We start from the raw sequence: 24,048 nt of genomic DNA, 5'->3' as shown, positions 1-24,048 counted from the left end.
CTGTTGCCAGCGTGGCCCGTCGGGCCATCCGCTTGTGTTGCAGCTGATGAGCGGCAAGAGCGACATGACGTCAGTGCTCCTGCCCTTATTCGCGACCCGGCAGTTTTTTCCAGGTCACCTTGTCACGCAAATAGACCGGCGTTGCTTGTTCAACCGGTACCGCCTCCCCCGCCAGCCAGGCGGCACGGGCCAGCGGCAACATGTCTTCTGCCGCCGGGAAACGCACCTGGCTCACCGCCAGCTCATCGGCCAGACCACTCAGGGTCTCGCCATAGGTTTCAAAACCGGTGCCGACGCAGGTCACAGGGCCCGCAAGCTTGCCACGGACGTCAACAAGTGCCGCGGGTTCGCTCACCACCTCGTCCCCCACCAGCTGCATGCGGCCATCAATGAGCTCATAGCGGCCGAAATAGACCTCGTTCATCCGCGCATCGATGGCGGTCAGCACCTGCTCGGCGCCATCCAGTCGATAGGCGCCTTGCGCCATGGCGGCCAGGGTCGAGATGCCAATCAGCGGCACTCCCGCGCCAAACGCCAAACCTTGCGCCACACTGATGCCGATCCGCACGCCGGTAAAGGAGCCCGGGCCGCGGCCGAACGCGATGGCATCGAGGTCACTCAAACTTATCCCGGCATCCTCTAACACAGCCTGAACCATGGGCAGGATTTTTCGGGTGTGATCCCGTGGCGCCTCCTCCCAGCGGGAGAACAGCTTGTCACCCACCAGCAAGGCGGCGGAGCAGGCTTCGGTGGCGGTATCAACGGCCAGGATCTTCAACTCGTTCATGCTTTCCAATCTCTATAAAATCAGTCAATTACATAACCGGCAAGCGAGATATGCTCACCCGTTGTTCAAATCTGTTAGCTGGCGGCACCCTTATTCACCGCGTTCAGTGCGATCGAAAAAACTCCCCAACGTTCCCAACTCCCGGGTACGGGGGATGGCAGGCAGACTCTTGATAAAGGTGGCGCCGTAAGGTTTGTTGACCATTCGAGGATCACATATCACCAGCACCCCGTGATCACTGCGATCACGAATAAGCCGCCCCACCCCCTGCTTGAGGGCAATCACCGCCTTGGGCAGCTGCAGCTCGGCGAAGGGATCGCCCCCCTTGAGCTTGCAATCATCCACCCGCGCCTTGAGCAGCGGATCATCGGGGCTGGCAAACGGCAGCTTGTCGATGATAACACACGACAACGCAGCCCCTCGCACGTCGATCCCCTCCCAGAAGCTGCTGGTCGCCACCAGCACGGCGCGGCCATTCTCGACAAACTCCTTGAGCAACCGCTGCTTGTTGTCCTCCCCCTGCAACAAGACGGTGCGGCCAATCTCCCGGCGCAGCACCTCGGCCACCTGACGCATCACCTGATGGCTGGTGCAGAGGAAGAAACAGCCACCCGGCGTCTTGTTGATGAGGGGGATCATCAGATTGGCCAGCTGCTCGCCACGGCCAAAGGCGTTGGGCTCCGGCAGATAGCGGGGCACACAGAGCCGCGCCTGCTCGCCATAGTCGAACGGACTGTCGAGGATCAGCTCGGCGCTGCCTGCCAGCCCCAGCTCGGCTTTGAAGTGATCAAAGCGCATATCCACCGTCAGGGTGGCGGAAGTAAAGACCCAGGCCACCTCCGGTTTCTGCACCTCGGCACTGAATCGCTCGGCCACCGAGAGCGGCGTCAGATTGAGGGTGAAATGAAGCCGTGAGCAGTCATACCAGTAGGAGAAACCGGTCTGGTTGACCGCCAGCACTTCACCCAGGCGGGTGCGCAGTTCACTGATGCGCTCGAAGGCGTGATCCAGCTGCTCGCCACGGCCGAGAGCCAGTTTCAGCACCTCGTAGCAGAGCCCGATGGCATCGTTGAGACGAGCCAAGGCCTGCCCCCAGAGCGGCTGGCGCAGCATGTCGCGGGTATTGCCGCGACCGCCATCCACTCCGAAGGCCAGACGCAGATCCTGACTGGCGATAGCAAGCCGGTCCGCCGCCTTGCCGAGCTGGGCCATGTCGTGCGCCTCTGCCCGATAGGCCAGCTGGATATCCTGCGCCAGATCCTGAATCGTTCGGCTGCCTACCGACTTGCCGAAGTAGTTGGTGGCGATCTCCGGCAGCTGGTGCGCCTCGTCAAACACATAGACTTGCGCTTCGGGCACCAACTCACCAAATCCGGTGTCTTTCACCGCCATATCGGCGAAGAAGAGGTGATGATTGATCACCACCACCTGGGCATCCATGGCGCGGCGTCGGGCCACCACCAGATGGCAATCGTCGTAATAGGGGCAGTCGCGACCGAGACAGTTGTCGTTGGTGCTGGTGACGTGGGCAAGGATCTCGGCGTTCTCCTGCAATCCCGGAATATCCCCCACATCGCCGTTATCGGTGGCGGTGGACCAGGATTTGACCTTCACCAGATCGTTCAGGATTTCAGGCTTTTGCAGATGGGATTCGCTCAAGAGCCGGTTCATCCGCTCGATGCAGAGATAGTTGCTGCGACCCTTGAGCAGGGCAACCGGCGGGGTGTAGGAGAGCGCCCCTGTGATGGTCGGAAGATCCCGATAGAAGAGCTGCTCCTGCAGGTTCTTGGAGCCAGTGCTGATCACCACCCGCTTGCCGGATTCCAGCGCAGGGACCAGATAGGCGTAGGTCTTGCCGGTACCGGTTCCTGCCTCCACCAGCAGACGGCCACCACTCTTGATGGCGCGCGCGACCGCTTCGGCCATCTCCAGTTGGGGAGCGCGGGCTTTGAAACCGTCGATATGGCTGGCCAGAGGGCCATCTGGCTTGAACAGGGTCTGGATGGTCAAAAGGGCGTCCCGCAGCAAAAGCGGCCATTATGCCAAAAGCGTGGCAAAAGCGGGACAGATAATCTGCCTAGACGAACAGATCGATCTGATGCTCGGGGTCCGGCTTGTGATCACCCTCCTCCGCCTTTGGCTGATCACGCTTAGCTGGCGTGTTATATGCCTGCTGGCGCTGCTGGGAGTCACTGTTGTCAGTGCTGGTCTTGCGCAACTGGTGCTTTTTGCTGATCTGGTTCACTTCCCGCTTGATCTCTTCGCTGCCGGGCGCGGCGGGCGCCCGGGGCAAAATGGGGAACAACAGGTCCTGGCTGGGCATGATGGCGACTCCTGCAGGGGTTATTGTCTAGTTATCGACCAGAAAACCGTTTTCTCCACTTTAATCGATCAAATCACAATTTCGGGTTGCATTTTCTGTCAAGGCAGGTAGTTTAAATCAGGCGTCAATTACGACATCTTATTTTGTAAAGGATTGATTACATGAAGTTCACCACCCTGAAGACTCATCACCACCATCATCATCCCGACTAGTCTTTCAGGAGGTTGACTGCTGGAAGACACTTAACTGGTGACTTCCAAAAGGACCGCAAGATTCATAAACCCTCGGAAGCACACACTTCCGAGGGTTTTTTCGTTTTTGACTAAAAGGAAATCGAGCAAATGGAAACACAACGTCTACGTATCGCCATGCAAAAGTCCGGTCGTCTGAGCCAGGACTCCCAGGCCCTGTTCAAGAGCTGTGGCCTGAAAATCAACCTGCGCGAGCAGCGCCTCATCGCCCATGTCGAGAACATGCCCATCGATATCCTGCGGGTGCGTGATGACGACATCCCGGGTCTGGTGATGGAAGGGGTGGTCGACCTTGGCATCATCGGCGAGAACGTGCTGGAAGAGGTGCAGCTTATTCGCGCCTCCCAAGGCCTCCCCTTCGAGGTCAAAACCCTCAAGCAGCTGGACTTTGGTGGCTGCCGCCTCTCGCTGGCGGTGCCGGAAGATGTGACCTACACAGGGCCACAGAGTCTGGCGGGCAAGCGCATTGCCACCTCCTACCCGGGGCTGCTCAAGCGCTTCTTCGATGAAAAGGGCCTTGGCTTCAAGAGCGTGATGCTGGGCGGCTCGGTGGAAGTGGCACCCCGAGCGGGCTTGGCTGATGCCATCTGCGATCTGGTCTCCACCGGTGCGACCCTGGAAGCCAATGGTCTGAAAGAGGTGGAGGTGATCTACCGCTCCAAGGCGGTACTGGTCCAGGCCCCCAACCCCTTGTCCGATGCCAAGCAGAAGCTCATCGATAAACTGCTACCCCGCATTCAGGGGATGCAGCAGGCCCGCGAGAGCAAGTACATCATGCTGCACGCCCCCAAAGACAAGCTCGATGCCATCACCGATCTGCTGCCGGGTGCCGAGCGCCCCACCATCATGCAACTGGCCGGTGACACTAATCAGGTGGCGCTGCACGTCGTCTCCAGCGAGACCCTGTTCTGGGAGACCATGGAGCAGCTCAAGGCCCTCGGTGCCAGCTCCATTCTGGTGCTGCCCATCGAAAAAATGATGGAATAAGGAAGGGACATCATGCAGACCCTGATCTGGAAGACCCTCTCCCCCGCCCAGCAGGCCGACGTGCTGACCCGACCGGCCTTGAGTGACGAGGCGGATATCGGCGCCGTGGTGCGGGATATCATCGCCGCGGTGCGTAGCCGTGGCGATGAGGCCCTGCGCGAGCTGAGCCTGCGCTTCGAGCGCGCCCCCCGTGAGCAGCTGCGCGTCAGTGGAGATGAGATTGAAGCTGCCTGCGCGCGGCTGGATGACGACATCAAAAATGCCATCGAAGCGGCAATTGCCAACATTCGCACCTTCCACGCCGCCCAAATGCAGCCATTGGTACGGGTAGAAACCCAGCCCGGGGTGGTATGCGAGCTGCGCACCCAGCCCATCAGTCGGGTCGGCCTCTATGTGCCGGGGGGCAGCGCACCGCTCCCCTCCACCGTGATGATGCTGGCCATTCCGGCACGCTTAGCCGGTTGCCGTGAAGTGGTGCTCTGCACCCCGTCCCCCGCCAGCGACGAGATCCTGTTTGCCGCCCGCGCCTGCGGGGTCGAGAAGGTGTTCGCCATCGGCGGCGCCCAGGCCATCGCCGCCATGGCGTACGGCACCGAGAGCATTCCCAAGGTGGACAAGATCTTCGGCCCGGGCAACGCCTATGTGACCGAAGCCAAGGGGCAGGTATCCCGCGACTGGCGCGGCGCCGCCATCGACATGCCCGCCGGCCCCTCCGAGGTGCTGGTGATTGCCGACGAGAGCGCCAACCCCGCCTTCGTGGCGGCGGATCTGCTCTCCCAGGCCGAGCATGGCCCCGACAGCCAGGTGGTGCTGGTGACCACCTCGCCGCTGCTGGCCGATGCCATCGCTGGCGAAATCAAGAGCCAGCTGGCCAAGTTGAGCCGCCGCGATATCGCCTCGCAGGCGCTGGGCTCAAGTCTGGTGATCCTCTGTGACGATCTGGCCGAGGCGTGTGCCATCTCCAACGCCTACGCACCGGAGCACCTGATCGTGCAGACCCGCGCCCCGCGTGATCTGCTGGATAAACTCGAGAACGCCGGTTCCATCTTTCTGGGAGCATGGACCCCCGAGTCGGTCGGCGATTACGCCAGCGGCACCAACCACACCCTGCCCACCTACGGCTATGCCCGCACCTGCTCCAGCCTGGGCCTTGCCGATTATCAGCGCCGCTACACGGTGCAGGAGCTGAGCGCCGAAGGCATTCGCGACCTTGGCCCTATCGTCGAGCGCATCGCCGAGGCCGAAGGGCTCGATGGCCACAAAAATGCCGTCACCCTCAGGTTGAACGCCCTGGCCGCCGCGCCCCAACCAACAGCACAGCAGAAGGATTTGTCATGAGCATTGCCAACCTGGCGCGCCGCGTGGTGCGGGCCCTCACCCCCTATCAATCCGCCCGCCGTATCGGCGGCAAGGGCCACGTCTGGCTCAACGCCAACGAGGCCCCGCTGGCCTATCCCTTCACCATTGAGGGCAGCCGTCTCAACCGCTACCCCGAGTGCCAGCCGGCCGAGGTGGTGAACAGCTATGCCGCCTACGCCGGGGTCAACCCCGATCAGGTGCTGGTCAGCCGTGGCGCCGACGAGGCCATCGAGCTGCTTATTCGCACCTTCTGTGAAGCAGGTGAAGATCAGATCCTGATCTGCCCGCCCACCTACGGCATGTACGCCATCAGCGCCGAGACCTGTGGCGTTGGCATCGTCGAGCAGCCGCTGACCGCCAGCCGCCAACCGGACTGGCCCGCCATCGCCGATCGCCTTTCCGACGTGAAGCTGGTGTTTCTCTGCTCCCCCAACAACCCCACCGGGGATCTGGTGGGTCGCGACGGTCTTATCGCTTTGCTGGAGAAAGCCCGGGATCGCGCCATCGTGGTGGTGGACGAGGCCTATATCGAGTTCTGCCCAGAAGCGTCCGTGGTGGACCTGCTGGCCCGCTTCCCCAATCTGGTGGTGACCCGCACCCTCTCCAAGGCTTTTGCCCTGGCGGGGATCCGCTGTGGCTTTACGCTGGCAAGCCCCGAGGTGATCGCCATGCTGGCCAAGGTGATCGCCCCCTATCCCATCCCCGAGCCCATCGCCCAGATCGCGGCGCAGGCCCTCTCCCCCATGGGACTGGAGCTGATGCAGGAGCGAGTGGTAGAGCTCAACAAGCAAAAAGCCGCCTTCAAGGCAGAGCTGGCAACGCTTGCCTGCGTGAAGGAAGTATTCGAGGACAAGGGCAACTTCGTGCTGGTGCGCTTTGTGGATGGCGCAGCCGTCTTTGCCGCCATGAAGGCCGCCGGCATCATTCTGCGGGATTTCTCAAGCAAGCCGGGTCTGGACAACAGCATTCGCGTCACCATCGGCTATCAGGGCGAGATGGATGCCGTGCTGGCGGTATTGCGTGACCTGCCCTCTCCCACTTTGTAAGACAAGGATGTAGCGATGAAGACCCCGTTTTTGTTTATCGACCGCGACGGCACCCTGATTGAAGAGCCGGTGACCGACAAGCAGGTGGATAGCCTCGCCAAGCTGCGCTTCGAGCCCATGGTCATTCCGGTGCTGCGCGAGTTGCAGGCCGCCGGCTACGTGCTGGTGATGGTGACCAACCAGGATGGGCTGGGCACCGCCAGCCTGCCGCTGGAGAACTTCCAGCCGCCCCACGATCTGATGATGCACCTGTTCGAATCGCAAGGGGTGAAGTGGGAACAGGTGCTGATCTGCCCACACTTCCCCACCGATGGCTGCAGCTGCCGCAAGCCCCACCTTGGGCTGGTGAAGGATTATCTCGCCTCCGGTCGCATCGACTTTGCCAACTCCTTCGTTATTGGCGATCGCCAGACCGATCTGCAGCTGGCCGAGAACATGGGCATTGGCGGTATTCGCTACCACCCGCAGGATCACGACTGGCTCGCCATCCGTGATCAGCTGTTGTCCAAGGGGCGCGTAGCCTCGGTGGAACGCTATACCAAGGAGACCCGCATTCAGGTAGCTGTTGACTTGGACAAGAGCGGCGGCAACCAGATCGCCACCGGTATCGGCTTCTTTGATCACATGCTGGATCAGATAGCGACCCACGCCGGTTTCCAGCTCAAACTGAACGTCAGCGGTGATCTGCATATCGATGATCACCACACGGTAGAGGATGTGGGGCTGGCGCTAGGTCAGGCGCTGCGTCAGGCCCTTGGCAACAAGCGCGGCATCGGCCGTTTCGGCTTCGTGCTGGCGATGGACGAGGTGCAGGCAGTGATCGATGCGCGCCCGCTGACCGAGCAGGAGGTGAGCACAGCGCTGGATCTCAGCGGTCGCCCCTACTTCGTGTTTGACTGCCCGAGCGGCTTTGGCCGCGACAAGGTGGGCGAGATGGCCACCGAGATGGTGCCCCACTTCTTCCGCTCCCTCTCCGACGCCATGGCCATCACCTTGCAGATGAAGGTGGGCAGCGGCAACACCCACCATCAGGTGGAGGCGCTGTTCAAGGGCTTTGGCCGCGCCCTGCGTCAGGCCATTCGGGTGGAAGGGAGCGAGCTTCCCTCCAGCAAGGGAGTGCTGTGATGGATGTGAGCAAGCAGAAGCTGGTCATTATCGATACCGGCTGCGCTAACCTAGCCTCGGTCAGAATGGCGTTCGAGCGCCTCGGCGTGCAGCCGCTGGTCTCAAGCGTGGCGGCCGATATCGAGCAGGCGGACAAGCTGATCCTGCCCGGTGTCGGCACCGCGGTGGCCGCCATGAAAAACCTCAACGAGCGCGGGCTGGTGCCCCTTATTCGCGCCGCCAAGCAGCCGCTGCTGGGCTTTTGCCTCGGCATGCAGATGCTGGCAGAGGCCTCCGAAGAGAGCATGGGTACGGATGACTCGTCAGAGCGGCTTATCGACTGCCTTGGCATAGTGCCGGGCAAGATCCGCCTGATGGAGGTCGGTAATCTGCGCCTGCCCCATATGGGCTGGAACCAGATTGAGCATGACGAGACCCATCCTCTGCTCAAGGGGATCCCGAGCGGCAGCTACTTCTACTTCGTTCACTCCTATGCGCTGGAGGTGACCGGGGCGACGCTGGCGACCTGCGACTACGGCAAGCCGTTTACCGCCATCGTCGGTGGGGTTGCAGAGCACAGCAACTTCTTTGGCGCCCAATTCCACCCGGAGCGCTCAGGCGCAGCCGGTGCCCGTTTGCTGCAAAATTTTCTGGAGCTATGAATGATCATTCCCGCAATTGACCTTATCAACGGTCAGGTAGTTCGCCTCTATCAGGGGGACTACGAGCAGAAGACCGAATACAGCAGCAGCCCGCAAGCCCGCTTCGATGAATATGTCTCCCAGGGGGCGGTGCAGCTCCATCTGGTGGATCTGGACGGTGCCAAGGATGCCAAGGCTCGCCAGCTGCCCCTGCTGACTCAACTGCTGTCAGCCACCGAAGCGCCGGTGCAAGTCGGCGGCGGCGTGCGCACCGAACAGGATGTGGCAGATCTCTTGGCCGCCGGTGCCAGCCGGGTGGTGATTGGATCCACCGCCGTCAAATCCCCGGATCTGGTGGCGAGCTGGATGGAGAAATATGGCCCCGAGCAGATCGTGCTGGCGCTGGACGTCAATATCGATGAGCAGGGCAATCGCCATATCGCGGTGGCAGGCTGGCAGGAGAACAGCGGCGTGACCATCGAGGCGCTGATCGAACGCTTCCTCCCCGCCGGGCTCAAGCATGTGCTCTGCACCGACATCAGCCGTGACGGCACCCTGGCTGGCACCAACGTCGAACTCTATCGGGATCTCTGCGCCCGTTACCCGAGCGTCGCCTTTCAGGCCTCCGGCGGCATTGGCGGCATCGCGGATATCGAGGCGCTCAAGGGCTCCGGCGTCAAGGGGATTATCCTTGGCCGCGCCCTGCTGGAGGGCAAGTTCTCGGTGGGTGACGCCATCGCCTGCTGGCAAGCCCCCGCAGCAGATACCACAGGAGGCAACTGATGCTGGCAAGACGCATTATCCCCTGCCTCGACGTGAAGGATGGCGTGGTGGTCAAAGGGGTGCAGTTTCGCAACCACGAGGTGATGGGCGGCATTGTCGAGCTGGCGCGCCGCTACGCCGAAGAGGGCGCTGACGAGCTGGTGTTCTATGACATCACCGCCTCCAGCGATGCCCGGGTGGTGGACAAGAGCTGGGTGAGCCGGGTAGCGGAGGTGATCGACATCCCCTTCTGCGTCGCCGGTGGCATCAAGAGCGTGGAGGATGCCCGCCAGATCCTGGAATTTGGCGCCGACAAGGTCTCCATCAACTCCCCTGCCCTTGCCGACCCGACCCTCATCAGCAGACTGGCCGAGCGCTTTGGCGTGCAGTGCGTGGTGGTGGGCATTGACTCCTACTTCGACGCCGAGACGGGCCACTATCAGGTCAAACAGTTTACCGGTGACGAGAGCCGCACCCGCACCACCGCCTGGCACACCCTCGACTGGGTGCAGGAGGTGCAAAAGCGCGGCGCAGGTGAAATTGTGCTGAACGTGATGAATCAGGACGGCATGCGTCAGGGTTATGATCTCGACCAGCTCAAGCTGGTGCGCAGCGTCTGCAAGGTGCCGCTGATCGCCTCCGGCGGCGCCGGTGCCATGGCGCACTTTCGTGATGCCTTTACCCTCGCCGATGTGGACGGGGCGCTGGCCGCCTCTGTGTTCCACAAGGGCCTTATCCCCATTCCCGAATTGAAACGCTGGCTGAAAACCGAAGGAGTCGCCATCCGTGAATAACTTCTCTGAAAATGCACAAACAACCGACAGCGCGCGCCCCCTTGCCGAGCAGCTCGACTGGGAAAAATGTAAATGCGCCATGATCCCCCGCCCTGAGTGCCGGTCTGATAATAGAGGAGCCGATACCCGTGCATAATTCCAACTTATTAATTGAACAGCTCGACTGGGAAAAATGCGACGGCATGATCCCCGCCATCGTCCAACACGCCGCCAGCGGCGAGGTGCTGATGCAGGGCTTTATGACCCGCGAGGCGCTGGAGAAGACCCAGACTACCAGTCAGGTCACCTTCTTTAGCCGCAGCAAACAGCGACTGTGGACCAAGGGTGAAAGCTCGGGCAATGTGCTCAAACTCGTGGCCATCAGCACCGACTGCGATCAGGACTCCCTGCTGATCGCCGCCAATCCCGTCGGCCCCACCTGCCACAAAGGGACAACCTCCTGCTTTAACGGCCACCCGCTGCCACCGCTCGGGTTTCTGGCAGAGCTGGAACAGATCCTGGCCGCCCGCAAAGGGGCCGATCCGGCCACCAGCTACACCGCCAGCCTCTACGGCAAAGGCACCAAGCGCATCGCCCAGAAGGTAGGTGAGGAAGGTGTCGAAGTGGCGCTGGCCGCCATGGCCAAGGATCGGGAGGAGCTCATTAACGAATCCGCCGATCTGCTCTACCACCTGACCGTACTGCTGCAAAACGAAGGGCTGGGATTACAGGATGTCGTTCAACGGCTTTATGAGCGGCATCAAAAATAATATTCATGTTTAGAAATGGGCTTATGCCCATTTCTATTTAAAATTGCATGCTAGCTCAACAAGATCTTGATACTCATTAATATTGACACTCTGATTCGCCAAGTGATAAGCCAATAATGTCTCTTCTTTGCTAGCAATTGTGAATGCATCTATATGATGTTGACCCAACACCCCACCTATCGCAATTGCGTTCCTTTCTGCGACTAATTGCGCTTTATGTCTCATGGAATAAAAGAAACAATTTATATATTTAGATATGCTTATTTCTGCCTTTAAAAGATCTGTGCCATTACTCTCTGAAGGCAAGTTAAACTGCAACATACTATTCACTTTAAATCGTTCATAGAACCCAACATTAGATATTGGTTTTTTATTATCATTTCGAAGTGATAGTTCTAAATTCACTATCTGCCTATATAAGTCAGGCTCATGCTCTTTGGATAAAAGAAGTATGGAAAAAATCACTAAATCAAAATCATCGCTAACGTTTGATATTGCAGCCATTACTTTGTCTATGTACTGTTCAATATCTCTAAGTTTAAGACCGAAAGTATCTGCGATTACTGATAGCAACAATGAAAATTCGTTTATTGTTTTAAATCTTGGGAAAAGGTGCTCAAATGATGCATCATCAAGAGTCATGTAGCTTTCAATGAACGATGCTTTTGATATTTCCTTTAAGGCAAATTGCCGCCTGAAAAAACGTCTTAGATAAGCAGATGCATGAAATCCTTCCCCATAAATTACCTTGATAGCATGCTGCAACTGCTCGGTATCTGTTGCCAGCACAAATACCACCTTGGGAATATCAAAAATATGCTTGATAGTCTCCAGCATTTCCACAGCATAGGAAGGACGACAACGATCCAGTTCATCAATCAAGATAAAGGCAGGATAATCCAGCTTTCCTTTACCTAAAGCAACAGCCCCTTCCACCCATTGCCTAATTTCTTGTTTAAGATACTGGATGGATTCATAACGCTCTTTCTGATTACTGCATAAGGCATCGACCAGTTGATTGGCATCATCCCCATCCAGAGAAAAATCATCCTCTTCCAATCCAGCCTTCTTGATTGCCGCTTTCAATGCCAGTTTGCCGCCGACCTTAAATAATCCAAGCAGCCGCTGCCGCATCCTTTCTGGAATAGGGTTATCTTTCCCTGCAACCTCTTTGAGCTGATCGATTATCGACGAAATCACCGTCAATAAGGGATCATCGGAAAAGTCCTGCTGCCAGGCATCGATATAGACGGTCGGATAGTGCGCTTTCAGCTCCATATACCAGCGCTTGATAAACCAGGTTTTTCCCGCCCCCCATTCGGCATTGAGGTTAAGCACATAGTTGCGCTGCTTGCCTTCGGCGGCGAGGTAGTTGGTCAGAAACTCGGCATAGCGGGCGCGTTCCAGCCGATCACCGGCCAACTTTTCCACCACTCCGTCAATGGCTCCCGGCCCGGCCCACTGAACTGCGTCATCCCAATTAAACGGTGCCACTGCCATCTCGTATCTCTCCATATTGCGTTGCTGAGAATGATATCAAGGACACAGTGAAAATAGTTTGATTAAAGACCTGTTTGTTGCCCTTTCTACCGATCGGAGTGGCGCATTTGATTGCCGGGCAATTTCTCTGCTGCTGGCCCACGAAGCTGGGCCGATATGAGTGGGACAGTTATCTGAACAGCCACGGACTCAGTTGATTTCCTTTGACCACACCAACGATGACAATCGTGTGACATGGCGCAGATCCTGCGGAAATAAACACGAAATATGGCCTGTTCAGTGCTTAATTTAAACCGTTGGTACATATATTAGCGCGGTATACAACGACTCCATTGACCAAGGATGGTTAACCCCATGAAGGATGAACCCTTCTCCATTCGATTGCAGCATGAGCTGGATCACCTCAAAGCCATCTTCAACGAGACTGACGCTTACCTTTTTACCAAAGATTTGGCGGGCCGCTACACCTATGCCAATCAGGCGGTGCTTGACCTCTTTGGCTGTACCCTCGCCGAGTTGCAGGGGCAGGATGATCGGGCTTTTTTTGATCTCGAATTCTCGGATGCGATTCAGCGCAACGACCAACTGGTACTGGAGCAGCAGCTAGCCCTCGCCCAGGAGGAGATCAACTACCTCAAAACCACAGGGGAAAAGCGCTGCTACTGGACAGTTAAAAAGCCCATGTATGACCGGGACGGCAACCTGATCGGCCTGTGCGGTATCTCCACCGATATCACCGAACACAAGCTGATCGAGGCAAAACTGGCGGAGCAGCACCAGTTGCTGGAGCTCATCCTCGCCAACGTGGATGCCCATATCTATATGAAGGACAGCCTGCACCGCTTTCTCTACGTCAACCAAAAGGTCGCCGATCTGCTAGGCCTTCCTGCCGAGCAGATCATCAACCGGCGCGATGATGAGGTGTTCCCGGCTGCCAGCGCCTGCCAGCTGTGGCGGCTGGATAACCGGGTATTCGAAACCGGCGAGCTGCAAGCCGGAGAAGAGACGCTGACCGATATCGAGGGCAATCAGCACTACTACTGGTCGGTCAAGGTACCCTTTCTGCTGGGGGATGGCACCCCGACCCTGATCGGTATCTCCTCCGATATCACCGAACTGCACCAGCTCAAGGAGCAGCTGCACCAACAGTCGGTGCGCGATGGCCTCACCGGTCTCTACAACCGCCGTTTCTTTTTCGAGATGTGCGAGAAGAACCTTAGTCTGGACATGCGCCACCACCTTACCTCGGTACTGATGGTGCTGGATGTGGATCAGTTCAAGTGCATCAACGATCGCTTCGGTCATCCCCTTGGGGATAGCGCGCTGGTGCATCTGGGCAGGGTGATGCAATCGGTGCTGCGCAGCGAAGATGTGCTGGCCCGCATCGGCGGTGACGAGTTTGCCATCTTGCTGCCCAACACCACCCTCTCGGCCGCCGCATCCCTGGCCGAGCGACTGCGCCTGCAGGTGATGCAAAGCCCGCTGCCCCTGCCAGATGGAGATAAGCTGGTCATCACCATCAGCGCAGGACTGGTGGAAAATGGCGAGGGGGAGCTGATGGAGAGCCTCTACGCCCGCGCCGATCAGATGCTCTATCAGGCTAAACAGAGCGGCCGCAACTGCGTCGCCTGCAAGGCTCCCTAGCCATACAACGGGAGGGCCAGCAGCCCTCCAGACCCCTTGTATCTCCCTCCTATGAATTGCTGTGCTGGCTCCTTACGAACAGACCGCTACCCCAGCTGTTTGCGCAGCACGAATTTTTGCACCTTGCCGGTCGAGGTCTTGGGCAACGGGGTGAAGATGATGCGTTTGGGGGCCTTGAAGTGGGCCATCTGCTCACGACAAAAGGCGATCAGCTCCGCCTGGGTAGTCTCTCGCCCCTCTTTCAATTTCACGAAGGCGCAGGGCACCTCCCCCCACTTCTCATCGGGCATGGCGATCACCGCCGCTTCGTCCACATCGGGATGGCGATAGAGCACATCTTCCACCTCCAGACTGGAGATATTCTCCCCGCCGGAGATGATGATGTCCTTGGATCTGTCCTTGATCTCCACATAACCATCCGGGTGCCATACCGCCAGATCGCCACTGCGAAACCACCCCTCCGCCATCGCCTCGGCGCTGGCCGCCGGATTTTTTAGATAGCCCTTCATCACCACATTACCGCGCAGCACTATCTCCCCCATGGTTTTGCCATCTTTGGCCACCGGCTCGCCACTGACCGGATTGATAACCCGCATCTCCCCCTGCAGAGGCGACGCAACCCCCTGCCGCGCCTTGAGGCGGGAGAGCGCAGTGGCATCCTGACCTTGCCAGCTTTTTTGCGGCTCGCACAACACGCAGGGGCCATAGGTTTCGGTCAGGCCATAGACGTGGGTCACGGCGATCCCCATCGCCTCCATGCCGGCGATCACGGTGGCGGGGGGCGCAGCGCCGGCGGTCATCACCTTGATGGGGTGATCCAGCCACCGCTTGAGCGCCGGATCGGCATTGTTGAGCATATTGAGCACGATGGGCGCCGCGCAGAAGTGGCTCACCTTGTGCTCGTGCAGCGCCTCATAAATGGCGGCCGCCTGCACATGCCGCAGGCAGACGCTCACCCCGGCGGTGGCCGCCAGCGTCCAGGGGAAGCACCAGCCGTTGCAGTGAAACATCGGCAAGGTCCAGAGGTAGACGGGATGTTTGGGCAGCTCCCAGGAGAGCACGTTGTTGATGGCGTTGAGGTGGGCGCCGCGATGGTGATAGACCACCCCCTTGGGGTTGCCGGTAGTGCCGGAGGTGTAGTTAAGGGAGATAGCCTGCCACTCATCTTCTGGCAACCAGCCGGGTTCATCGCCGTTACCAGTGGCAATAAAGGTCTCATAGTCGAGGTCACTGACAAGCGCCCCTTCCCGGTAGAGGGGATCGTCGATGGCGATGACCAGTGGTTGGCGCTCCAGCAGATCCAGCGCCTTGCGCACCACAGAGCCGAACTCCCTGTCCACCAGCACCACCTTGCTCTGGGCATGCTGGAAGATAAAGGCCATCGACTCTGCATCGAGCCGGGTATTGATGGTGTTGAGCACGGCGCCGCTCATGGGCACCCCGAAGTGAGCTTCAAACATCGCCGGGATATTGGGCGCAACGATGGAGACGGTATCCCCCTCCCCGGTGCCGCGAAGCCGCAGGGCCGAGGCCAACTGGCGGCAACGGCGGGCAGTCTGGCCCCAGCTCTGGCGCAGCGGGCCGTGGATCAGCGCCGGATAGTCGGGATAGACCCGCTCCGCCCGCCCCAAAAAACTGATGGGGGTCAGGGCCTCGAAATTGGCGGCAGTTTTGGCAAGGTCGCGCTCATAGATGTTCTGCACTGTCATCGGATTCCTTCCTCACAAGTGGCACAAAACGGGCAGTTTCGGGATGATTCAGAGATCAGCAAGCGACTCGGGCATCCTGCCCGTCACTGGTCTCTTATGGGGATGACAGCCTAACAGTGAGCCTGTGGCGGCAGGTATTAGCAAAACGTCTTAGACAGGGGCAGCCTGCTGCCAACAGAGGCCCCCTGTTTTCGTTGCAAAAAATATTTCATTACGGGAAAGCGTGCCATTTTTTTCACAGGCTGTTTTTGGCGAATAACGAAAAATGACGATAATGGAATATTATTCCGTCAAAACTGCTTTATATGTCATTTCATTCATCTCGGCACGCACTATTTTCATGACCTTTATTTAAGGTAAACCGCATAAAACGAAAGCTGAAATAGTTATTGCATAATAACTTTTATTTCATATCAGCTGTTAAATCCATGGAAAATAAATTTTGTGAGCCATCCCATAAAGCGAGCATGGCACCATGTTCATTCAGCCACACACGGGTTACGGTTACAACGTGAAACAATCTACCGGATGTTCAATATCAGGCCAGATTTCTCGCCAATCACTACGCAATCCACAGTGAGTTTGCGTACCTTGGATGTATGACGCAGAAACCCTATCGACCCGATATTCCGCCGAGCCCAAACCTGCTTTATCAAGGAGCATTTTATGTGTGCCGTGCCGAATACCACACCACGCAGACAATTCCCTACTGCATTTACCATTCTGTTTCTTATTATGTTACTGGCCATTGCACTGACCTGGATAATTCCGGCGGGCGCCTATGCCAAGCTCTCTTATAATCCAGCCAGTGAAAGTCTGATGGTCAATAGCCCACAGGGGGAAATAAGCCGACTTCCCGCAACCCAGGATGCCCTGGCAAAACTTAATATCAATATTGCGGTGGAGCAATTTACCAACGGCACCATCCGCAAGCCCATTGCCATTCCCGGCACCTATGCCCGATTGGAGCAAGCGCCCAAGGGGTTCGGTGACGTGGCGGTCAGCATGGTCAAGGGCACTATAGAGGGGGCGGATATCATCGTCTTTATTCTGGTGCTCGGGGGGCTGATCGGCGTCATCAACAAGACAGGCGCATTCAGTGCGGGGCTTGTCGCCCTCTCACACAAGACCCGGGGCAACGAGTTCCTGTTTGTGGCGCTGGTCTGCTTCGTGATGGCGCTGGGAGGCACCACCTGCGGACTGGAGGAAGAAGCGGTCGCCTTCTACCCCATACTGGTACCCATCTTTCTGGCGCTCGGCTATGACTCCATCGTCTGCGTAGGGGCCATCTTCCTCGCCGCCTCCATGGGCACCACCTTCTCCACCATCAATCCCTTCTCGGTGGTGATCGCCTCCAATGCCGCTGGCATTCCCTTTACCGAGGGGCTGATCTTTCGCGCCATTGGCTGTCTGGTGGGCACTCTGGTGGTGATCGGTTATCTCTACTGGTACTGCAAGAAGATCAAGGCCAACCCGGCCTTCTCCTACACCTATGAGGACAGAGAGAGCTTTCGCGCCCGTTTTCTCAAAGAGGGCTCTATGGACGAAGGGGTGCCCTTCACCCTGCGCCGCAAGATCATTCTGACCCTGTTTATCCTCGCCTTCCCGCTGATGGTGTGGGGCGTCTCCATGGCCGGTTGGTGGTTTCCGCAGATGGCGGCCTCCTTCCTGACCATCGCCATCATCATCATTTTTATCTCGGGCCTGAAAGAGAAAGAGGCGGTCGAAGCCTTTACTCAGGGGGCATCAGAACTGGTGGCCGTCTCCCTCATCATCGGGCTGGCACGGGGGGTCAATCTGGTGCTGGATCAGGGGATGATCTCGGACACCATTCTGGCCTACGCCTCCGATCTGGTCTCCGGCATGCACGGCGCCGTGTTCGCGGTGGCGCAGATGCTGGTGTTCACCCTGCTGGGGCTGGTGGTGCCCTCCTCCTCGGGGCTCGCGGTGCTCTCCATGCCCATCATGGCGCCGCTGGCAGATACCGTGATGATCCCCCGCTATATCGTGGTGTCGGCCTACAACTGGGGCCAATACGCCATGCTGTTCCTGGCCCCCACCGGACTGGTGCTGGTCACCCTGCAGATGCTCGGCATCCAGTTCAACAAGTGGGTCAAGTTCGTCCTGCCCATGGTGGGCTTTGTGCTGGGATTTGGCGCCCTGATGCTGGTGGCGCAAGTGATGTTGGCCTGATAGGCCTGTGATACATGAGTGACAACACCCCGAGCCTGGCGCGGGGTGTTCTTTTGTCAGCCTTAGTGGCGTACCCGCCCCTGCTGGCGGAAGCAGTAGAGTTTAAGGCTGATGTCGACGATATCGGCGGGAAGCTCCTCTCCCTGCTCGGCCAGGGGTCGGTAGAGGGATGCGAGCAGACGTTCGGCCTGCTGCACCGTGATGATGTTGGCCTGGATGGCCGGGGTGATCCAGCTGGGTAACATTGACATATCTCCCCCTCGTTGATCCGGTGATCTCGGGTGAACGTCTTCATATCAGGTCTTACGCAGTTGTCTGCCGACCCGCTCACCCTCTGCTTCACCCAATCAAAGCAAAATGCTTGCCGTGATCTCTTATCGGCCAACATCCGATGGGGCTGGAGCCATTTATCAACCACTTGCGTGGCCATCTCAACGAACAGAGCCCTTGTTCAAGACCTTCCTTGACCTACCCCCGTCAGCACTTTGCCACTCTGGCATTCTGCTCACCGCCCGCCTTGCAAATTGCGACTCGAATTGCTCCTTATCACACTTGCTAAGTTCACCACACGTCGGAAACCGGTCACTTTTAGTCCGTTGTCGCCAAAGTCCGACACTTTTTCATGGTGGCTGTTTTTTGACCTTGCCAGCGCCTGTCGCAGACCCATCCCCCTCGCCTTGTCCGGCCAACCAGTTGTGACAAGATGGCGCCAGATTGGAAGAGCCCGTATGGGTATGCAGGAGAACCATAAAATGAACAGATCCATGATGGCAGGTATCGGTATTGGCATCGCCTCGGCCCTGGCGCTCTCGGCGGCGGCCAGCGGCTCCCTCTTTACACCCCAGCCCACCTTTGCCGAGGTGATCGCCAGCAAGCCGATCACCGAGACCATCAAGACTCCCCGACAGGAGTGTCGCAACGTCACCGTGACCCACCGCAAGCCGGTACAGGATGAGCACAAGATCCTCGGCACAGTGGTTGGCGCAGCGCTGGGTGGCGTGGTTGGCCACCAGTTTGGCGGCGGCAGCGGCAAGAAGGTGGCCACCGCAGCCGGGGCGGTCGCAGGGGGTTATGCCGGTAATCAGGTGCAGGGCAATATGCAGGCGGGCGATACCTACACCACCACCGAGCAGCGCTGCAAGACCGTGCAGGATACGAGCGTCAACACCATAGGTTATGACGTGACCTATCGCCTCGCCGGTCAGGAGGGGGTGATCCGCATGAAGCAAGCCCCCGGTGCCACCATTCCGGTCAAAGATGGCAAATTGGTGATCGACCAGCCAAAAGTGTGATGTCTCTTGGCCCCACTTAGCAGCAGGCCCGTCTCTTTCGAGACGGGCCTGTGTTTTTGGGAAGGCTTTTTTCCTTTTTCAAACAACGGCACGCACCACTCACGGCACCCGAACTATCACCCTTTGCAGCACTTCTTCACCGCCCGTACCACGTTCTGATAACCGGTACAGCGGCAGAGGTTGCCCGACAGCCCGCGGCGGATCTCCTCATCGGTCAGCGGACGACGTGCGGTCTTGTCGAGCAGAGCGGCGCTCGCCATCACGAGGCCCGGGGTACAAAAACCGCACTGTACCGCCCCCTCGTCGATAAAGGCCTGCTGCACGTCGGAGAGCTCATTACCTTTGCGCTCCCCCTCCACGGTGCGAATGGATTTGCCATCGGCCCAGACCGCCAGATAGAGGCAGCTGTCGATGGCAGTGCCATTCACCCGCACGGTACAGGCGCCGCACTCACCGACACTGCACCCCTCTTTCACACTGATCAGCCCCTGCCCGCGCAGGAAGTGGAGCAGCGACATGGTGGGCGGCACTGCATAGGAGTAAGGCTTGCCGTTGATCTCGCACTGGATCTCCACGGCGGGACAGCTTTGCGGTTGCATCATAGGATCTTCCCTCCGGCACGTTCGACTGCGCAGGCGACCACCCGCTGCGCCAGGGTTTTGATAAGGTGCAGGCGAAACTCCTTCTCTGCCCGCCAGGAGGATCGTGGCGCCACATCGGCCACCACCGCCTCGGCAATGGCGGCCAGTGTGGCGCGAGTCAGCGGTTGCCCTTCGGCTGCCGCTTCCGCGTGAGGCGTGCGCACCGGGGTCGGGGCCGCTACCCCGTAGGCCAGCCGCAGACGCTTGAAGTGACCATCCTCAATCTGACAGTAGGCGGCGCAGCCGATGGTGGCGATATCCATGGCATCGCGCATGGCGTATTTGAAGTAGTGGGAGCCCACATGGGGGTGCGAGTCCGGCGCAAAGTGGAATGCCACCAGAATTTCCGCCGGTTGCAGCGCCACCTTGCCGGGGCCGGTATGAAATCCGGCGATGGGAATGCGGCGTGTGCCATTGGGTCCGGCGATCTCCAGCTCTGCTTCCAGCGCTACCGTGGGCGCCGCCGAGTCGGCACTGGTGGCGCCGTTGCAGATGTTGCCGCCATAGGTGGCGACGTTGCGGATCTGCGGCCCGGCGATGGTGGCGGCCGCCTCGGCCAGCATCGGCAGGCGGCGCTGCACCAGCTCGTTTTCGATGAGCTCGGTAAAGGTGGTACCGGAGCCAATACGGATCGACCCATCAGCCAGCTCGCTCACCCCTTTGAGCTCGGGCAAGTCGTGAATATCGACGATATGGCGATAGGCGGCGTTGAGGTGATGCAGCTGGATCATCACATCGGTGCCACCGGCCAGCAGGCGCGCCTCAGAGTCGGCCTGACGCAGGGCGACCGCCTCGGCCACACTGTGCGCCTTGTAGTAACGGGAAATATCAAACATGGTGTTGCTCCTCCCCTGCTCCCTCGCCAATCAGACCCACCGCGACAAACTCCCGAAACAGGGTCTTGGGGGTGATGGGCAGCTCGTTGATGGCGACGCCGGTCGCCATGCGAATGGCGTTACGGATGGCGGGGCCGGGGGAGATGATGGGCGGTTCTCCCAGTGATTTGTGGCCATAGACCGACTGGGGCTCGTAGGTCTGCACGAAGTCGCATTCGAGCTCGGGCAAATCCAGCATGGTGGGGAACTTGTAGTCGAGCAGGTTGGGGTTGCGCACCACGCCGCTCTTGGCGTCGATGATCATCTCCTCGAACAGCGACCAGCCGATCCCCATCCCCATGCCGCCATGCACCTGTCCCTCCGCCAGCTGTGGATTGAGGATCTTGCCGGCATCGTGGAGGTTGATGATGCGATTGATAGTGACCTTGCAGAGATCGATATCGACGCTGAGATCGACAAAGGTACAGCCGAAACTGGGCGGATTGGTGGTGGTCTTGTGGGAGACCTCGGCGGTGATCTGGCCGCCGATAGTGAGGTGGTAGTAGGCATTGACCGATACCTCGGCCACGCTGATCAGCACCTTGTCCGGCGCTCCGGCCAGCACCACATAGCCATCGATCAGGGTCAACGACCCTACATCCTGATGACAGAGCTGGGCAGCCAGCGACAGAATGCGCGCCCGCAGTTGCAGCGCCGCCTGATGGATGGCTGGCGCCGCCACATAGCTCTGGCGCGAGGCGAACGAGCCCGGATCGTAGGCGGTGATGTCGGTATCCTGAGTCGAGATGACCCGGATCTGCTCAAACGGGATCCCAAGGGTCTGGGCCGCCATCTGGGCAAAGACGGTGTCCGATCCCTGCCCTATCTCGGTGGCGCCTATCTGCAGATTGACGGTGCCATCCTGATTGAGCAGCATGCGAGCGCCGGCAATTTCGACCCCCACCGGATAGGTGTTGGAGCCGTAGCTGAAACAGGCCACCCCGATACCGCGCCGTACCCGGCTCGCGGGATCCTGCCCCAGACACTCGGCCTTGAGCCGATCCCACTCAAACATCTCGCGACCACGCAGCAGACACTCGGGTAGTCCGGCGCTGTAGATGGTCTTCTGATTGACCTGATTGACATCCCCCTCCCGCGCCACGTTGGCGATACGCACATCGAGCGGGTCTAACCCCAACTCGACGCAGGCGTCATCCAGCATGCATTCGAGGGCAAAAATCACCTGCGGCGCGCCGTAACCGCGCATGGCACCGGCGGTGGGCAGGTTGCTGTAGAAGGTCGTGGCGTCATAACCAAAAGCGCTGCGCGGATAGAGGTAGCTGATCTTGTTGCCACCGGCGCTGGCGATGGAGTGGCCGTGCGAGGCATACCCGCCGGTGTTGGAGAGCACGTCGAGCTGATAGCCCTTGAGGGTGCCGTCACGGTTGAGGCCCATCTTGCCGTCGATGGCAAAGCCGTGGCGGGTGCGGGAGGCGAAGAAGCACTCCTCCCGGCTCAAGGTCACCTTGACCGGCACGCCACCGAGCTTGTAGCTCAAAAATGCCGCCATCGGCTCTTCCAGCACATCCTGCTTGTTGCCAAAACCGCCCCCCATATAGGGCTTGATCACCCGCACGCTGGACCAGGGCAGGCCGAGGGATTTGGCCACCCGGCTGCGCACAATCTGGGGGATCTGGGTACTGGTGACCACTATGATGTGGTCCGGTTGATCCATGTAGGCGTAGCAGGTCACCGTCTCCAGATGGCAGTGCTGCACCACCGGAGTCCGGTAGTGTGCCTGAAACTGCAGATCGGCGGCAGCAATGGCCTGCTCCGGTTCATTGGCTCTGAGTTGACTTTGGCGCAGCAGATTGCCGCTCGGGTGGATGGGATAGGCTCCGTCGGCCAGGGCACTTTCGGCATCCGTCATCACCGGCAGTAGCTCGTAGGTCACCTTGACCAGGGCGGCAGCCTTCTCGGCCACCAGCGGATCCCGGGCCACCACGATGGCGACGCCATCGCCGAAGTGGCGTACATGGTCGGTGAGCAGACGGCGGTCTTTCACATCCCGTTTCGCCTCATCGAGAGACCAGGCGTGACCGGCGGTGCGAAAACAGGTGGTGGGGACATCTTCATGGGTAAACACGGCTTCGACCCCGTGCAGGGCCAGCGCCTCGGTCGCATCGATGGCAAGCACCTTGCCGTGGGCAATATTGCTTCGCACGTACTTGGCGTGGCGCATCCCGAGCATGATGTTGTCATCGGTATAGCGGGCGCTGCCGGTCACCTTGGCCTCGGCATCCACCCGCTTGAGCGGTAATCCTATGGACATATGCAAGTCCTTTTTCGAATGGAAAAATCTGGAACCGGCATAAAAAACAGCAAGATATGCGCCTGTTTCCCGCCATCGTCAGGAGAATGGGGAGAAGTGTGAAGGGGATCCCATCTAGCCCGCTTTTGTTGGCCCGAAGCGACAAGCCAGGGGCAGCCCCTGAGCAAACGGGGCACATCAGCGGTGACAAAAGCGGCAGAGCGAGAAGAGCAAGGGTGGGAGCCTATCAATCTGGTAGGAGGATTTATCAAAATGGTATCGCGATACCCCCCCAACTTCGGAGACGGCCGAGACGTGATAGTCAGCATGAGCGGGCTAAAAATAACAGGCATAAAAATGGGGCCGCCAGTGCGGCCCCAAACGGGCGGGTTATCCCTAAATAGCCCACCCCCCAGCATAAAAGAGCACCAGCGCCAGGGCGATGACCACGGTGCCGACGTTGAGCTTGTGCCACTCCTTCGAGCAGATGCGGCCGATCACCAGCGAGCTGAAGCCGAGCATGATGCCGGTGACAATATTGCAGGTGAGCACGATAAAGACGGCGCACACCAGCCCGGACATGGCCCCGACAAAGTCATCGAAATCGAGTTTGGTGACGTTGCTCAGCATCAAGAGCCCCACATACATCAGGGCCGGTGCGGTGGCATAGGCCGGCACCAGATAGGAGAGCGGCGAGAGGAACAGCATTAACAGGAACAGGCCGCCCACCACGGTGGCAGTCAGGCCGGTTTTGCCCCCCGCTGCCGTGCCCGCCGCCGATTCGATATAAACGGCAGCGGGGGCCGCCCCCACCAGACTGGAGAAGATGCTGCTGACCGAGTCGGCACTGAGTGCCTTGCCGCTGTTGATGATGTGACCATCCTTATCGAGCAGGTTGGCCTGCCCCGCCACCGCCCGGATGGTGCCGGTGGCATCGAATACCGCCGTCATCACCAGCGCCAGCACGCTGGGCAGCACCAGCGGCGAGAGAGCCCCCATGATATCCAGACTGAAGATGAGGGACTTGCCCTGATCGTCCGAAAGGCTCGGCAGGGCGAACAATCCCTGATACTTCACCGCCGGATCGAAAATCAGGCCGAAGATGGAGATGGCGATGATCACCAGCAGGATCCCCCCCGG

The 24,048-nt window shown here is 59.1% G+C and carries 21 protein-coding genes and 1 other annotated feature; of the genes, 11 read left to right on the top strand and 10 right to left on the bottom strand.

Annotated elements, in window-relative coordinates; all coding sequences use genetic code 11:
• Positions 1-85 precede the first annotated feature (85 nt).
• The 3 genes from tsaB to AB5Z09_RS16675 all read right to left on the bottom strand — a co-directional run bounded on the left by tsaB (position 86) and on the right by AB5Z09_RS16675 (position 3,110).
• On the bottom strand, positions 86-787 hold the full coding sequence (tsaB, locus tag AB5Z09_RS16685; protein ID WP_005345613.1) for a tRNA (adenosine(37)-N6)-threonylcarbamoyltransferase complex dimerization subunit type 1 TsaB: 702 nt from the start codon (positions 785-787) through the stop codon (positions 86-88).
• A gap of 90 nt (positions 788-877) precedes the next feature.
• The gene (locus tag AB5Z09_RS16680) at positions 878-2,797 is read right to left on the bottom strand and encodes an ATP-dependent DNA helicase (protein WP_158110778.1); all 1,920 of its coding nucleotides are present in this window, start codon (positions 2,795-2,797) and stop codon (positions 878-880) included.
• A 67-nt stretch (positions 2,798-2,864) separates the two neighbouring features.
• Complete coding sequence (locus tag AB5Z09_RS16675; RefSeq protein ID WP_047440092.1) at positions 2,865-3,110, bottom strand: hypothetical protein; 246 nt, start codon at positions 3,108-3,110, stop codon at positions 2,865-2,867.
• A gap of 187 nt (positions 3,111-3,297) precedes the next feature.
• Positions 3,298-3,422 (top strand) — a sequence feature (His leader region).
• A gap of 29 nt (positions 3,423-3,451) precedes the next feature.
• Between AB5Z09_RS16675 and hisG the strand changes: the two genes are divergently transcribed.
• The 8 genes from hisG (at position 3,452) to hisIE (ending at position 10,803) form a co-directional block, all read left to right on the top strand.
• On the top strand, positions 3,452-4,348 hold the full coding sequence (gene hisG, locus AB5Z09_RS16670; protein ID WP_005352174.1) for an ATP phosphoribosyltransferase: 897 nt from the start codon (positions 3,452-3,454) through the stop codon (positions 4,346-4,348).
• A 12-nt stretch (positions 4,349-4,360) separates the two neighbouring features.
• The gene (hisD, locus tag AB5Z09_RS16665) at positions 4,361-5,686 is read left to right on the top strand and encodes a histidinol dehydrogenase (RefSeq protein ID WP_368195764.1); all 1,326 of its coding nucleotides are present in this window, start codon (positions 4,361-4,363) and stop codon (positions 5,684-5,686) included.
• Positions 5,683-6,753, top strand: a complete 1,071-nt coding sequence (gene hisC, locus AB5Z09_RS16660; RefSeq protein ID WP_368195763.1) for a histidinol-phosphate transaminase — start codon at positions 5,683-5,685, stop codon at positions 6,751-6,753. The genes hisD and hisC overlap by 4 nt, the downstream gene beginning before the upstream one ends.
• A 15-nt stretch (positions 6,754-6,768) precedes the next feature.
• A complete protein-coding gene (hisB, locus tag AB5Z09_RS16655; RefSeq protein WP_368195762.1) occupies positions 6,769-7,878 on the top strand; it encodes a bifunctional histidinol-phosphatase/imidazoleglycerol-phosphate dehydratase HisB in 1,110 nt (369 codons plus the stop codon).
• Positions 7,878-8,519, top strand: coding sequence for an imidazole glycerol phosphate synthase subunit HisH (hisH, locus tag AB5Z09_RS16650; protein WP_368195760.1), 642 nt, complete (start codon positions 7,878-7,880; stop codon positions 8,517-8,519). The genes hisB and hisH overlap by 1 nt, the downstream gene beginning before the upstream one ends.
• Positions 8,520-9,281 (top strand): 1-(5-phosphoribosyl)-5-[(5-phosphoribosylamino)methylideneamino]imidazole-4-carboxamide isomerase, encoded by a 762-nt coding sequence (gene hisA, locus AB5Z09_RS16645; protein ID WP_042030922.1) that lies wholly within the window; start codon positions 8,520-8,522, stop codon positions 9,279-9,281. It abuts the gene before it with no gap.
• Complete coding sequence (hisF, locus tag AB5Z09_RS16640; protein ID WP_019446757.1) at positions 9,281-10,054, top strand: imidazole glycerol phosphate synthase subunit HisF; 774 nt, start codon at positions 9,281-9,283, stop codon at positions 10,052-10,054. Before hisA ends, hisF begins: the two co-directional genes overlap by 1 nt.
• A 128-nt stretch (positions 10,055-10,182) precedes the next feature.
• On the top strand, positions 10,183-10,803 hold the full coding sequence (hisIE, locus tag AB5Z09_RS16635) for a bifunctional phosphoribosyl-AMP cyclohydrolase/phosphoribosyl-ATP diphosphatase HisIE (protein WP_368195759.1): 621 nt from the start codon (positions 10,183-10,185) through the stop codon (positions 10,801-10,803).
• 33 nt (positions 10,804-10,836) lie between these two features.
• Here the strand turns inward: hisIE and AB5Z09_RS16630 are convergent, their stop codons facing one another.
• Complete coding sequence (locus AB5Z09_RS16630; RefSeq protein ID WP_368195758.1) at positions 10,837-12,303, bottom strand: P-loop NTPase fold protein; 1,467 nt, start codon at positions 12,301-12,303, stop codon at positions 10,837-10,839.
• A 354-nt stretch (positions 12,304-12,657) separates the two neighbouring features.
• Between AB5Z09_RS16630 and AB5Z09_RS16625 the strand changes: the two genes are divergently transcribed.
• On the top strand, positions 12,658-13,947 hold the full coding sequence (locus AB5Z09_RS16625) for a diguanylate cyclase (protein WP_368195757.1): 1,290 nt from the start codon (positions 12,658-12,660) through the stop codon (positions 13,945-13,947).
• A gap of 86 nt (positions 13,948-14,033) precedes the next feature.
• Here AB5Z09_RS16625 and AB5Z09_RS16620 read toward each other — a convergent pair whose 3' ends face one another.
• The gene (locus AB5Z09_RS16620) at positions 14,034-15,656 is read right to left on the bottom strand and encodes an acyl-CoA synthetase (RefSeq protein WP_368195755.1); all 1,623 of its coding nucleotides are present in this window, start codon (positions 15,654-15,656) and stop codon (positions 14,034-14,036) included.
• A 666-nt stretch (positions 15,657-16,322) separates the two neighbouring features.
• On the opposite strand from AB5Z09_RS16620, the gene AB5Z09_RS16615 reads away from it, so the two are divergent.
• Complete coding sequence (locus AB5Z09_RS16615) at positions 16,323-17,849, top strand: YfcC family protein (RefSeq protein ID WP_201997641.1); 1,527 nt, start codon at positions 16,323-16,325, stop codon at positions 17,847-17,849.
• 62 nt (positions 17,850-17,911) lie between these two features.
• Here the strand turns inward: AB5Z09_RS16615 and AB5Z09_RS16610 are convergent, their stop codons facing one another.
• A complete protein-coding gene (locus AB5Z09_RS16610) occupies positions 17,912-18,100 on the bottom strand; it encodes a hypothetical protein (protein WP_368195754.1) in 189 nt (62 codons plus the stop codon).
• A gap of 501 nt (positions 18,101-18,601) precedes the next feature.
• Here AB5Z09_RS16610 and AB5Z09_RS16605 point away from each other — a divergent pair.
• A complete protein-coding gene (locus AB5Z09_RS16605) occupies positions 18,602-19,141 on the top strand; it encodes a glycine zipper 2TM domain-containing protein (protein WP_026035120.1) in 540 nt (179 codons plus the stop codon).
• A 116-nt stretch (positions 19,142-19,257) separates the two neighbouring features.
• Here the strand turns inward: AB5Z09_RS16605 and xdhC are convergent, their stop codons facing one another.
• The 4 genes from xdhC to AB5Z09_RS16585 all read right to left on the bottom strand — a co-directional run.
• Positions 19,258-19,743: a xanthine dehydrogenase iron sulfur-binding subunit XdhC gene (xdhC, locus tag AB5Z09_RS16600; protein WP_167556461.1), complete on the bottom strand. Its 486-nt coding sequence runs from the start codon at positions 19,741-19,743 to the stop codon at positions 19,258-19,260.
• Positions 19,740-20,618, bottom strand: coding sequence for a xanthine dehydrogenase FAD-binding subunit XdhB (gene xdhB / locus AB5Z09_RS16595; RefSeq protein ID WP_368195752.1), 879 nt, complete (start codon positions 20,616-20,618; stop codon positions 19,740-19,742). Before xdhB ends, xdhC begins: the two co-directional genes overlap by 4 nt.
• Positions 20,611-22,929 carry a xanthine dehydrogenase molybdenum-binding subunit XdhA gene (xdhA, locus tag AB5Z09_RS16590; RefSeq protein WP_368195751.1) on the bottom strand — a complete coding sequence of 773 codons (2,319 nt, stop codon included), beginning with the start codon at positions 22,927-22,929 and terminating at the stop codon, positions 20,611-20,613. The genes xdhB and xdhA overlap by 8 nt, the downstream gene beginning before the upstream one ends.
• A 375-nt stretch (positions 22,930-23,304) precedes the next feature.
• The coding region (locus AB5Z09_RS16585; protein ID WP_368195750.1) for a solute carrier family 23 protein at positions 23,305-24,048 on the bottom strand (744 nt) is incomplete at its 5' end.

This window comes from Aeromonas sp. R2-2, assembly GCF_040908355.1.
Lineage (GTDB): Bacteria > Pseudomonadota > Gammaproteobacteria > Enterobacterales > Aeromonadaceae > Aeromonas > Aeromonas veronii.
This window is presented reverse-complemented; position numbering and strand designations above follow the sequence as displayed.

What these genes read in the sequence shown, in the direction of transcription:
- AB5Z09_RS16610 (WP_368195754.1), bottom strand. Translation starts at nt 18,100, where the DNA reads ATGTCAATGTTACCCAGCTGGATCACCCCGGCCATCCAGGCCAACATC.
- hisD (WP_368195764.1), top strand. Translation starts at nt 4,361, where the DNA reads ATGCAGACCCTGATCTGGAAGACCCTCTCCCCCGCCCAGCAGGCCGAC.
- AB5Z09_RS16630 (WP_368195758.1), bottom strand. Translation starts at nt 12,303, where the DNA reads ATGGCAGTGGCACCGTTTAATTGGGATGACGCAGTTCAGTGGGCCGGG.
- hisC (WP_368195763.1), top strand. Translation starts at nt 5,683, where the DNA reads ATGAGCATTGCCAACCTGGCGCGCCGCGTGGTGCGGGCCCTCACCCCC.
- xdhB (WP_368195752.1), bottom strand. Translation starts at nt 20,618, where the DNA reads ATGTTTGATATTTCCCGTTACTACAAGGCGCACAGTGTGGCCGAGGCG.
- xdhA (WP_368195751.1), bottom strand. Translation starts at nt 22,929, where the DNA reads ATGTCCATAGGATTACCGCTCAAGCGGGTGGATGCCGAGGCCAAGGTG.
- AB5Z09_RS16625 (WP_368195757.1), top strand. Translation starts at nt 12,658, where the DNA reads ATGAAGGATGAACCCTTCTCCATTCGATTGCAGCATGAGCTGGATCAC.
- xdhC (WP_167556461.1), bottom strand. Translation starts at nt 19,743, where the DNA reads ATGATGCAACCGCAAAGCTGTCCCGCCGTGGAGATCCAGTGCGAGATC.
- hisH (WP_368195760.1), top strand. Translation starts at nt 7,878, where the DNA reads ATGGATGTGAGCAAGCAGAAGCTGGTCATTATCGATACCGGCTGCGCT.
- AB5Z09_RS16615 (WP_201997641.1), top strand. Translation starts at nt 16,323, where the DNA reads ATGTGTGCCGTGCCGAATACCACACCACGCAGACAATTCCCTACTGCA.
- hisF (WP_019446757.1), top strand. Translation starts at nt 9,281, where the DNA reads ATGCTGGCAAGACGCATTATCCCCTGCCTCGACGTGAAGGATGGCGTG.
- hisG (WP_005352174.1), top strand. Translation starts at nt 3,452, where the DNA reads ATGGAAACACAACGTCTACGTATCGCCATGCAAAAGTCCGGTCGTCTG.
- AB5Z09_RS16620 (WP_368195755.1), bottom strand. Translation starts at nt 15,656, where the DNA reads ATGACAGTGCAGAACATCTATGAGCGCGACCTTGCCAAAACTGCCGCC.
- hisA (WP_042030922.1), top strand. Translation starts at nt 8,520, where the DNA reads ATGATCATTCCCGCAATTGACCTTATCAACGGTCAGGTAGTTCGCCTC.
- hisB (WP_368195762.1), top strand. Translation starts at nt 6,769, where the DNA reads ATGAAGACCCCGTTTTTGTTTATCGACCGCGACGGCACCCTGATTGAA.
- AB5Z09_RS16675 (WP_047440092.1), bottom strand. Translation starts at nt 3,110, where the DNA reads ATGCCCAGCCAGGACCTGTTGTTCCCCATTTTGCCCCGGGCGCCCGCC.
- tsaB (WP_005345613.1), bottom strand. Translation starts at nt 787, where the DNA reads ATGAACGAGTTGAAGATCCTGGCCGTTGATACCGCCACCGAAGCCTGC.
- AB5Z09_RS16605 (WP_026035120.1), top strand. Translation starts at nt 18,602, where the DNA reads ATGAACAGATCCATGATGGCAGGTATCGGTATTGGCATCGCCTCGGCC.